The organism is Pseudoalteromonas sp. McH1-7 (assembly GCF_013366255.1).
Classification (GTDB): Bacteria; Pseudomonadota; Gammaproteobacteria; order Enterobacterales; family Alteromonadaceae; genus Pseudoalteromonas; species Pseudoalteromonas peptidolytica.
The window spans coordinates 1-12,040 of the sequence record NZ_JABWPQ010000021.1 but is presented as its reverse complement, the minus strand read 5'-3'; the positions used below and the strand labels follow the sequence as shown (position 1 = coordinate 12,040).

General features: G+C 44.9%; 5 protein-coding genes and 1 pseudogene. All 6 read left to right on the top strand.

The genetic code is table 11. The annotated features are described in order from the left end of the window. Window positions 1-115: 115 nt before the first annotated feature. Complete coding sequence (gene rpoB / locus HUZ36_RS15035; RefSeq protein ID WP_125251554.1) at window positions 116-4,141, top strand: DNA-directed RNA polymerase subunit beta; 4,026 nt, start codon at window positions 116-118, stop codon at window positions 4,139-4,141. Between the two features lie 109 nt (window positions 4,142-4,250). Further along, on the top strand, window positions 4,251-8,432 hold the full coding sequence (rpoC, locus tag HUZ36_RS15030) for a DNA-directed RNA polymerase subunit beta' (RefSeq protein WP_147389240.1): 4,182 nt from the start codon (window positions 4,251-4,253) through the stop codon (window positions 8,430-8,432). Between the two features lie 385 nt (window positions 8,433-8,817). After that, window positions 8,818-9,192, top strand: coding sequence for a 30S ribosomal protein S12 (gene rpsL, locus HUZ36_RS15025; protein ID WP_010387308.1), 375 nt, complete (start codon window positions 8,818-8,820; stop codon window positions 9,190-9,192). A 101-nt stretch (window positions 9,193-9,293) separates the two neighbouring features. Continuing rightward, window positions 9,294-9,764 (top strand): 30S ribosomal protein S7, encoded by a 471-nt coding sequence (rpsG, locus tag HUZ36_RS15020; RefSeq protein ID WP_099031881.1) that lies wholly within the window; start codon window positions 9,294-9,296, stop codon window positions 9,762-9,764. A 27-nt stretch (window positions 9,765-9,791) separates the two neighbouring features. After that, window positions 9,792-11,906 (top strand): elongation factor G, encoded by a 2,115-nt coding sequence (fusA, locus tag HUZ36_RS15015; RefSeq protein WP_125251556.1) that lies wholly within the window; start codon window positions 9,792-9,794, stop codon window positions 11,904-11,906. Between the two features lie 57 nt (window positions 11,907-11,963). Then, window positions 11,964-12,040 (top strand): annotated as a pseudogene (locus tag HUZ36_RS15010) (GTP-binding protein); the annotation flags it as partial.

The following is a 12,040-nucleotide window of genomic DNA, read 5'->3' as shown; positions in this document are numbered from 1 at the left end:
CCTAGTTAAGCAAGTTAGTGTGACAATTTAGATGTTGTTATCATGGCTTAGATGCCAGTGAAGTCTGTTCAATTTTGGACAGGTTGGGTCAAAGATCAGCAAGCTGAGGAACCCCATGGCTTACTCTTATTCTGAAAAGAAACGTATCCGTAAGGATTTTGGTAAACGTCCACAGGTTTTGGATATACCTTTCCTACTGCAAATGCAGTTGGAATCGTTCGATAAGTTCATTGCGCCTGACGCTGATGGTGATACTGGACTGGAAGCTGCATTCCGTTCTGTATTTCCTATCAAGAGCTACTCGGGCAATTCTGAGCTTCAATACGTTAGTTATCGTATTGGCGAGCCAGTATTTGACGTTAAAGAATGTCAAATCCGCGGTGTGACATATTCTGCTCCACTTCGCGTTAAACTACGTCTTGTGCTAATGGACAAAGATGCACCTGGCACGGTCAAAGACATAAAAGAGCAAGAAGTTTACATGGGCGAAATCCCGCTCATGACTGACACCGGTACTTTTGTAATTAATGGTACTGAGCGTGTTATCGTTTCTCAGCTACACCGTTCACCTGGTGTATTCTTTGATAACGACCGTGGTAAATCACATTCATCTGGTAAAGTACTATATAACGCACGTGTAATTCCTTACCGTGGTTCATGGTTAGACTTTGAATTCGATGTAAAAGATAACCTTTACGTACGTATTGACCGTCGTCGTAAATTACCTGCATCTATCATCTTACGTGCACTTGAGTACACGACTGAAGAGATTTTGGCACTATTCTTTGAGACAACCAGTTTCGAAGTAAAAGATGGTAAAGTGTTGATGGAGCTTGTACCTTCACGTCTGCGTGGTGAAACCGCAGCATTTGACATCAAAGATGCAAATGGTGATGTACTAGTTGAGCAAGGCCGTCGTATTACTGCACGTCATATTAAGAGTATCGAAAAGCAAGGTATTGATACCCTTGAAGTACCGCATGAGTACATCATTGGGCGTATCGTTGCTAACAACTATATTGACGAGTCAACAGGCGAAATCATTGCAGAAGCGAACGCTGAGCTTTCTCTTGAGCTTATGGCTGAACTGGTAAAAGCTGGTCACACGAAGATTGATACCCTTTATATCAATGAAGTCGACAGCGGTGCGTACATGTCAGAAACAGTACGTATTGACTCTACAAATAACCGCCTAGAGGCATTGGTAGAAATCTACCGCATGATGCGCCCTGGTGAGCCACCGACAAAAGAAGCTGCAGAAGCGTTATTTGATAACCTATTCTTCTCTGAAGAGCGTTACGATCTATCGACTGTTGGTCGTATGAAGTTCAATAGCCGAGTTGGTTATGATTCAGACGAAGGCGAAGGCACGTTATCTAAAGAAGACATCGTTAGTGTGATGAAGGTGTTAATCGACATCCGTAACGGTAAAGGCGATGTAGATGATATCGACCACTTAGGTAACCGTCGTATTCGTTCTGTAGGTGAAATGGCAGAAAACCAATTCCGTGTAGGTCTTGTACGTGTTGAGCGTGCGGTACGTGAGCGTCTAAGTCTTGGTGACCTAGATAACGTGATGCCACAGGATTTGATCAACGCTAAGCCAATCTCAGCAGCAGTAAAAGAATTCTTTGGTTCTTCACAGCTTTCACAGTTTATGGATCAGAACAACCCGCTTTCAGAAGTAACGCACAAGCGTCGTATTTCTGCATTAGGTCCGGGTGGTTTAACACGTGAACGTGCAGGCTTCGAGGTACGAGACGTACACGTAACGCACTATGGTCGTGTTTGTCCAATCGAAACGCCTGAAGGTCCAAACATCGGTCTAATCAACTCACTATCTACTTACGCGCGTACAAACGACTATGGTTTCCTAGAGACTCCATACCGCAAAGTAGTAGATGGAATCGTTACTGACGATGTTGATTACCTATCAGCAATTGAAGAAGGTCAGTTCGTTATCGCACAGGCGAATACAACGCTAACTGATGATAACCAATTTGCTGAAGAACTAATTCCTTGTCGTTTTAAAGGTGAATCAACCTTTATGCCAAGCGACAGCATTCAGTATATGGACGTATCTCCACAGCAGGTAATCTCTGTGGCCGCGGCACTTATTCCATTCCTAGAGCACGATGACGCAAACCGTGCATTGATGGGATCGAACATGCAACGTCAAGCTGTACCTACACTACGTGCTGATAAGCCGTTAGTTGGTACTGGTATCGAGCGTACACTAGCAAAAGACTCTGGTGTAACTATCGTTGCGAAGCGTGGTGGTATTGTTAAATATGCTGATGCGAGCCGTATTGTTGTTAACGTTAATGAAGATGAGCGTATCCCTGGTGAAGCGGGTATCGACATCTATAACTTAACTAAGTACACACGCTCAAACCAAAACACTTGTATTAACCAGAAACCAACTTGTATGGTTGGTGAGCCGGTAGTACGTGGTGATGTACTTGCTGATGGTCCTTCAACAGACCTTGGTGACTTAGCACTTGGTCAAAACCTTCGTGTGGCGTTCATGCCTTGGAATGGTTACAACTTCGAGGATTCAATCCTACTTTCAGAGAACGTTGTAAAAGAAGATCGTCTAACGACTATCCACATCCAAGAGCTTCAATGTATTGCCCGTGATACTAAGCTTGGCCCAGAAGAGATCACTGCGGATATTCCAAACGTGGGTGAATCTGCACTAGGCAAACTTGATGAGTCTGGTGTTGTATACATCGGTGCTGAAGTAAAAGGCGGCGATATCCTTGTGGGTAAAGTAACACCTAAAGGCGAAACGCAGCTAACACCAGAAGAAAAGCTACTACGTGCAATCTTCGGTGAAAAAGCATCTGACGTAAAAGATAGCTCGCTACGTGTACCAAACTCAGTATCTGGTACAGTAATCGATGTACAAGTGTTTACGCGTGATGGCGTTGAAAAAGACAAACGTGCATTAGAAGTTGAAGAAATGCAGCTTCGTGAAGCGAAGAAAGACTTCAACGAAGAGTTTAGAATCCTTGAAGGCGGTATCCTAACTCACGCTCGTAACCTACTGATCAAAGCAGGTATGAGTGAAGAGCAAATAGCTGGCTTTAATACTGAGAAATTGCTAACGCAAAGTCTTGCGGATGAAGAGCATCAAGCAGAGCTTGAGCAACTAGCTGCACAGTATGACGAGCTTAAAGCTGACTACGACAAGCGTTTCGAGAACAAGCGTCGCAAGATCACTCAAGGTGATGATCTAGCACCTGGCGTACTTAAGATTGTTAAAGTATACCTAGCTGTTAAACGTCGTATCCAACCTGGTGATAAGATGGCTGGTCGTCACGGTAACAAGGGTGTTATTTCAACTATCGTTCCTGTTGAAGATATGCCTTACGATGACAAAGGTCGTACTGTAGACATCGTACTTAACCCTCTAGGTGTACCGTCTCGTATGAACATCGGTCAGATCCTAGAAACCCACATGGGTCTAGCTGCTCGTGGTATCGGTGAACGTCTTGAAGAAATGATGAAAGAGCAACGCGAAATTCATGAGCTGCGTGAATTCATCAAGAAAGCTTACGAAATTGGTGATTGTCGCCAGAAAGTAGATATTGCTAACTTCTCTGATGATGAAATCCGTCGCTTGGCAGCAAACCTTAAAGGTGGTCTACCAATCGCAACTCCAGCATTTGACGGTGCGCGTGAAGCTGAAATCAAAGACATGTTAGAGCTTGGTGGTTATCCGAGAAGTGGTCAGGTTACGCTATATGACGGTCGTACTGGTGATGCGTTTGAGCGTCAGGTGACAGTGGGCTACATGTACATGCTGAAACTGAACCACCTAGTTGATGACAAGATGCACGCGCGTTCAACTGGTTCTTATAGCCTAGTAACTCAGCAGCCGCTGGGTGGTAAGGCGCAGTTCGGTGGTCAGCGTTTCGGTGAGATGGAGGTATGGGCACTAGAAGCATACGGTGCTGCCTACACGCTACAAGAAATGTTGACAGTGAAGTCGGATGACGTAAACGGTCGTACCAAGATGTATAAAAACATCGTTGACGGTAACCACAAGATGGAACCGGGTATGCCTGAGTCGTTCAACGTATTGTTGAAAGAAATCCGCTCACTAGGTATCAACATCGAGTTGGAAGAAATTTAATCCGACCGCCGCAGTGCGCTGCGGCGTTGCTTAACAGCAGCCGGACTGAAAAGAATGTAGGGGTAAACAGCGTTTACCCTCAAGATTAACCTCCGACAGGAGAGCTAAGGTGAAAGACTTACTTAAGTTTCTGAAGCAACAAAATAAGACCGAAGAATTCGACGCAATTCGCATTGGTCTTGCTTCGCCAGACATGGTGCGTTCATGGTCTTACGGTGAAGTAAAGAAACCTGAGACAATCAACTATCGTACTTTCAAGCCTGAGCGTGATGGCTTATTCTGTGCCCGTATTTTCGGCCCAGTAAAAGATTACGAGTGTTTGTGTGGTAAATACAAGCGCTTGAAGCACCGTGGTGTTATCTGTGAAAAGTGTGGCGTTGAAGTAACGCTAACAAAAGTACGTCGTGACCGTATGGGTCACATTGAGCTGGCTAGCCCAGTTGCACATATTTGGTTCTTGAAATCACTTCCGTCACGTATTGGCTTAATGCTAGATATGACGCTTCGTGATATCGAACGTGTACTTTACTTCGAATCATTCGTGGTAACTGAGCCAGGTATGACTACGCTTGAGCGCGGTCAATTACTAGGTGAAGAAGAATACCTAGATGCGCTTGAAGAGCACGGTGATGAGTTTGAAGCTAAGATGGGTGCAGAAGCTGTACTTGATCTACTTCGCGAGCTAGACCTGGGTCAGTTAATCGCTGAAATGCGTGAAGAGTTACCAACAATCAACTCTGAAACCAAGCGTAAGAAAATCACCAAGCGCCTAAAACTAATGGAAGCGTTCCACCAATCAGGTAACAACCCTGAGTGGATGGTAATGAGCGTATTACCAGTACTTCCACCAGATCTACGTCCTCTAGTACCACTAGATGGCGGTCGTTTTGCGACTTCAGATCTGAACGACCTTTACCGTCGTGTAATCAACCGTAACAACCGTTTGAAGCGTCTTCTAGACTTAGCTGCACCTGACATCATCGTACGTAACGAAAAGCGTATGCTTCAAGAAGCGGTTGATGCGCTACTTGATAATGGTCGTCGTGGCCGTGCAATTACAGGTTCTAACAAGCGTCCACTTAAGTCGCTTGCAGACATGATTAAAGGTAAGCAAGGTCGTTTCCGTCAAAACCTTCTAGGTAAGCGTGTTGACTACTCAGGCCGTTCTGTTATCACCGTTGGTCCTACGCTGAAACTACATCAGTGTGGTCTACCTAAGAAGATGGCACTTGAGCTATTCAAGCCATTTATCTACGGTAAATTAGAGCGCCGTGGTATGGCGACAACCATCAAAGCTGCGAAGAAGATGGTTGAGCGTGAAGTACCTGAGGTTTGGGACGTACTAGACGAAGTTATCCGTGAGCATCCGGTTTTACTTAACCGTGCACCAACACTTCACCGTCTAGGTATCCAAGCATTCGAACCTGTACTTATCGAAGGTAAAGCGATTCACCTGCACCCGCTAGTGTGTGCGGCGTACAACGCTGACTTCGATGGTGACCAAATGGCGGTTCACGTTCCACTGACGCTTGAAGCGCAGTTGGAAGCGCGTGCATTGATGATGTCTACCAACAACATCCTAGCACCAGCGAACGGTGAGCCAATTATCGTTCCTTCACAGGACGTTGTACTAGGTCTTTACTACATGACTCGCGATCGCATCAACGGTAAAGGTGAAGGCACTGTATTTAAAGATGCAAAAGAAGCTGAAAAAGCATACCGTGTAGGTGCTGCTGAGCTTCATGCTCGTGTTAAAGTGCGTATCACAGAAGTGACTATCGACGAAGAAACACGTGAGCGCGGCACGTTAACTCACCTAGTAGATACGACAGTAGGTCGTGCAATCCTTTCATTGAATATCCCTGAAGGTTTGCCGTTTGAACTGATCAATAAACCACTAGGTAAGAAACAAATTTCAGGTCTTCTTAATGAGTGTTACCGTCGTCTAGGTCTTAAAGATACAGTTATCTTTGCTGACCAAGTGATGTATACCGGTTTCCACTACGCGATGAAGTCTGGTGTTTCTATCGGTATCAATGACATGGTAATCCCACCAACTAAAGGTGAGATCATCGATCGTGCGGAAGCTGAGGTTGCAGAAATCAACCAACAGTTCCAATCAGGTCTTGTAACTGCCGGTGAGAAATACAACAAAGTTATCGATATCTGGTCACGTGTAAACGAAAACCTTTCTCGCGAGATGATGGCTAACCTTTCAAAAGAAACGGTTATCAACGCTGAAGGCAACGAAGAAGAGCAACCGTCATTTAACTCAGTGTTTATGATGGCAGACTCGGGCGCTCGTGGTAGTGCTGCTCAGATCCGTCAGCTAGCGGGTATGCGTGGTCTAATGGCACGTCCAGATGGTTCAATCATCGAAACGCCAATTACAGCGAACTTCCGTGAAGGTCTAAACGTACTACAGTACTTTATCTCGACGCACGGTGCACGTAAGGGTCTAGCGGATACAGCACTTAAGACAGCGAACTCGGGTTACCTAACTCGTCGTCTAGTAGACGTAGCACAAGATTTGGTTATCAACGAATCAGACTGTGGCACCGAAGAAGGTCTAGTAATGAAGCCGCTAATCGAAGGTGGTGACGTTGTAGAACCACTTCGCGAGCGAGTACTAGGTCGTGTTGTTGCGGAAGATGTATGTAAGCCAGGTACTACTGAAGTACTTGTTGCACGTAACGTAATGCTTGACGAAAAACTGTGTGATCTTTTAGAAGAGCATTCAGTAGACGAAGTTAAAGTACGTTCTGTAATCACCTGTCAAAACGACTTTGGTGTGTGTGCACACTGTTACGGTCGTGACTTGGCCCGTGGCCATATCATCAATCCTGGTGAAGCAGTTGGTGTAATCGCGGCACAGTCAATCGGTGAGCCGGGTACACAGCTTACGATGCGTACATTCCACATCGGTGGTGCGGCATCTCGAGCGTCTGCAGAGAACAGTGTTCAAGTTAAGAACAATGGTAACTTGAAGCTGCACAATGCGAAGTTTGTAATCAATGCTGATGGCAAAATCGTTATCACGTCTCGTTCAACCGAGATCACGATTATCGATGAGCACGGTCGTGAGAAAGAGCGTTATAAAGTACCTTACGGTGCAGTATTAACTGTACAAGATGGTGCTGACGTTAAAGGTAACGACATCGTTGCTACTTGGGATCCGCATAGTCACCCAATCATCATTGAACATGAATCAAAAGTATCGTTCAGCGATATCGACGATTCAAACACTGAAGCACAGACTGATGAGTTAACTGGTCTAACACGTGTGGTTGTTAAGGATCTTGCGAAAGTAAACGCGAAAGAGCCTAAACTAATCATTGAGAACGAAGAGCGTGGTCTTCAAGAGATCCGTCTACCTTCATTCACAACGATTGAAATCACAGATGGTGCAACAGTACTACCAGGTTCTGTACTAGCTCGTATCCCACAAGAAGGTTCGAAGACACGTGACATTACAGGTGGTCTACCTCGAGTTGCTGACCTATTCGAAGCGCGTAAACCAAAAGATCCTGCAATTCTTGCAGAAATCACAGGTACTGTTAGCTTCGGTAAAGAGACTAAAGGTAAGAAGCGCCTTGTGATCACACCTGATGAAGGTGATGCGTACGAAGAAATGATCCCGAAATGGCGTCAGCTTAACGTGTTCGAAGGTGAGCAAGTGGCTAAAGGTGAAGTTATTGCCGATGGTCCAGAATCACCGCACGACATCCTACGTTTGCGTGGTGTTACTGATGTATCTAATTACATCACTAACGAGGTACAAGAAGTATACCGCCTACAGGGTGTAAAGATTAACGATAAGCACATTGAGACTATCGTTCGTCAGATGCTTCGTAAGTGTATCATCCTTGATGGTGGTGACAGCGAATTCCTAGCAGGTGAGCAAGCAGAAGTTGCGCGCGTTAACATCGCAAATCGTGAGCTAGAAAAGCAAGGTAAGATCCCAGCTAAGTTTGAAATTCAGCTGATGGGTATTACCAAAGCATCACTTGCGACTGAGTCGTTCATCTCAGCTGCATCGTTCCAAGAAACAACTCGTGTTCTAACAGAAGCGGCTGTGAATGGTAAGAGCGATGAGCTACGTGGTCTGAAAGAAAACGTAATCGTGGGTCGTTTGATCCCAGCGGGTACAGGTTTTGCTTACCATGAAGAGCGTATCAATCGTCGTAAGCAAGGCGAAGCTGCACTTGAAGAGCAAACAGTAAGTGCGGAAGAAGCAACTCAAGCGCTAACAGACGCATTAAACGCTGATTTACTAGGTGGCAACGAGTAATCGAGTCAGTTAGCTAAATAAGTTAAAAGCCGCTGTGCTAACTCCACAGCGGTTTTTTTATGCCTATACTATTATGGTCTATTTAAGGAAAAGCATGCCAAAGTTGCGACCTGTCGTGTTGCCATCAAAACGTCATATGAATATGTATACTGCAATAATCGTTTTTCCGCTAATCCCATAAGATTTGTTAACTTTCAATAAGTTCAAGCTGAAAATAGGCTAGGTTCAAGGTATTTAAAGACCGCTAATGATTACTTTTGGTTGACAGGTTAAACTTTGGTCATTAAAATTCGGCCACCCATTTTAGTCGTTCAATAAATTGAAGCGCGCTTAAATGGTAAGATTTTATTTTTCAGTAGTAATTTATTAATTCAGGAGCTATTTAATGGCAACTATTAACCAGCTAGTGCGTAAGCCACGTCGTAGCAAGGTTACTAAGAGCAACTCAGCTGCTCTTAAAGCTTGTCCACAAAAGCGTGGAGTATGTACTCGTGTATATACAACGACACCAAAGAAACCAAACTCTGCATTACGTAAAGTAGCGCGTGTTCGTCTAACGAACGGTTTCGAAGTAACTTCATACATTGGCGGTGAAGGCCACAACCTTCAAGAGCACAGTGTAATCCTAATCCGTGGTGGTCGTGTTAAAGACTTACCAGGTGTGCGTTTCCACACAGTTCGTGGTGCGCTTGACTGTGCGGGTGTTAACGACCGTAAGCAAGGTCGTTCTAAGTACGGTGCAAAACGTCCTAAGGGCTAATGGTTCTCCGTTAGTAAGGCCAAGCACTTAAGTTTTAAATTTTTATATATTGTTTTGGGAATCCGTGTAACACACGGACCTGAAGATACCGGAGAAAGAAAATGCCTAGAAGACGCGTAATAGGTCAACGTAAAATTCTTCCAGATCCGAAGTTCGGATCAGAGCTTCTTGCTAAATTCGTTAACGTAGTAATGCTTGACGGCAAGAAATCTACTGCTGAAAAAATCGTATATGGTGCGCTAGACGTGGCTGCTGAAAAATCAGGCAAGTCGCACCTAGAAATCTTTGAAGCTGCACTTGATAACGTTCGCCCACAGGTAGAGGTTAAATCTCGCCGTGTTGGTGGTTCAACGTACCAAGTACCAGTAGAAGTACGTCCAGTGCGTCGTAACGCACTAGGTATGCGTTGGTTGGTTGAAGCTGCTCGTAAGCGTGGCGAAAAATCAATGGGTCTTCGTCTTGCTCAAGAGATGATCGACGCTGCTGAAAACAAAGGCACTGCGGTTAAGAAACGTGAAGACGTTCACCGTATGGCTGAAGCGAACAAAGCATTCGCTCACTACCGTTGGTAATCTGCTAACACCCTTTAAGAGGATATTATGGCACGGACAACTCCTATTGAGCGCTACCGTAACATCGGTATTTGTGCTCACGTAGATGCGGGTAAAACAACTACGACCGAGCGCGTACTTTTCTATACTGGTCTTTCTCATAAGATTGGTGAAGTACACGACGGTGCCGCAACTATGGACTGGATGGAGCAGGAGCAAGAGCGTGGTATCACGATCACTTCTGCTGCAACAACGTGTTTTTGGAAAGGGATGGATGCTCAGTTTGATGAGCATCGTATAAACATCATCGATACTCCAGGACACGTAGATTTTACTATCGAAGTAGAGCGCTCATTGCGTGTACTTGATGGTGCTGTTGTTGTGTTGTGTGCTTCATCAGGTGTGCAACCGCAAACTGAGACGGTTTGGCGTCAGGCAAATAAGTATGAAGTGCCACGTATGATTTTTGTCAATAAGATGGATCGTACGGGTGCAGATTTCTTGTCTGTAGTTGAGCAGGTTAAAAAACGTCTTGGTGCTACACCTGTGCCTATTCAGTTGCCGATTGGTGCTGAAGACGAATTTAAAGGTGTTATTGACCTCATCAAAATGAAAGCGATTAACTGGAATGAAGAAGACCAGGGGATGACTTTCACTTACGAAGAGGTCCCTGCAGACCTTCAGGAGCTTGCTGAAGAATGGCGCTCTCATCTAATTGAGAGTGCAGCAGAAGCTTCTGAAGAACTAATGGAAAAATATCTTGAAGATGGTGAGTTGAGCGAAGAAGAGATTAAATCAGCCCTTCGCCAACGCACATTGGCCAATGAAATTGTGCCTATGACGACAGGTAGCGCATTCAAGAACAAAGGTGTTCAAGCTGTGCTTGACGCTGTAATTGAATTCATGCCGTCGCCTACTGAAGTAAAGGCTATCCAAGGTGTCTTAGATGACGAAACCGAAGATACGCGTGAAGCTGACGATAATGCACCGTTTGCGGCGCTTGCATTTAAGATCGCAACCGATCCATTCGTCGGCACACTTACTTTCTTCCGAGTTTATTCTGGTAAAGTGAGCCAGGGTGATTCGGTACTAAATCCTGTTAAAGGTAAAAAAGAGCGTTTTGGACGTATTGTTCAAATGCACTCTAACTCGCGTGAAGAGATTAAAGAAGTTCATGCGGGTGACATCGCGGCTGCTATCGGCCTAAAAGATGTAACTACTGGTGATACACTTTGTGCTCAAGAAGCGCCAATTACGTTAGAACGTATGGAATTTCCTGAGCCCGTAATCTCAGTCGCAGTAGAACCTAAAACAGTAGCTGACCAAGAAAAAATGGGCGTTGCACTCGGTAAACTTGCAGCAGAAGATCCTTCATTCCGCGTAGAAACGGACGAAGAATCAGGTCAAACGATTATCTCTGGTATGGGTGAGCTTCACTTAGATATCATTGTCGATCGTATGAAGCGTGAGTTTAACGTTGTGTGTAACGTTGGTAAGCCTCAGGTTGCATACCGTGAAACTATCCGAGCTTCTGTTGAAGCTGAAGGTAAGTTTGTGCGTCAATCTGGTGGTCGTGGTCAATATGGTCACGTTTGGTTGAAGCTAGAACCAATGGATGTCTCTGATGACGATGCGCCAATATATGAATTCGTTAACGAAATCGTAGGCGGTACAGTACCAAAAGAGTATATCCCAGCGGTTGATAAAGGGATTCAAGAGCAGATGAAGCAAGGTGTTCTTGCTGGTTATCCGCTATTGGGTGTCAAAGCCACTTTGTTTGATGGCTCGTTCCACGATGTCGATTCAAACGAGATGGCGTTTAAAATCGCCGGTTCGATGGGCTTTAGAAATGGTGCGCTAGAAGCAAGTCCAGTTTTACTTGAGCCTGTCATGAAAGTAGAAGTAATCACCCCTGAAGAAAACATGGGTGATGTAGTAGGCGACTTAAACCGTCGTCGTGGCATAATTGAAGGCATGGAAGAAGCATTTGGTGGCTCTAAGCAAGTTAATGCTCAGGTACCGCTTTCTGAAATGTTTGGTTATGCAACAGATTTACGCTCTGCTACTCAGGGTCGCGCATCATACTCAATGGAGTTTCTAAAGTATGCTGAAGCGGCTAAAAATGTAGCTGATGCAATAATTGCAGCTCGCGCTGTTAAGTAATTTTAGTTCGGTCCGGTCTTAGGGCTGGACTTTAATTTCTTTATAGGAAATTTTAAAATGGCAAAAGAAAAGTTTGAACGCGTAAAACCGCACGTAAACGTAGGTACAATCGGCCACGTTGACCACGGTAAAAC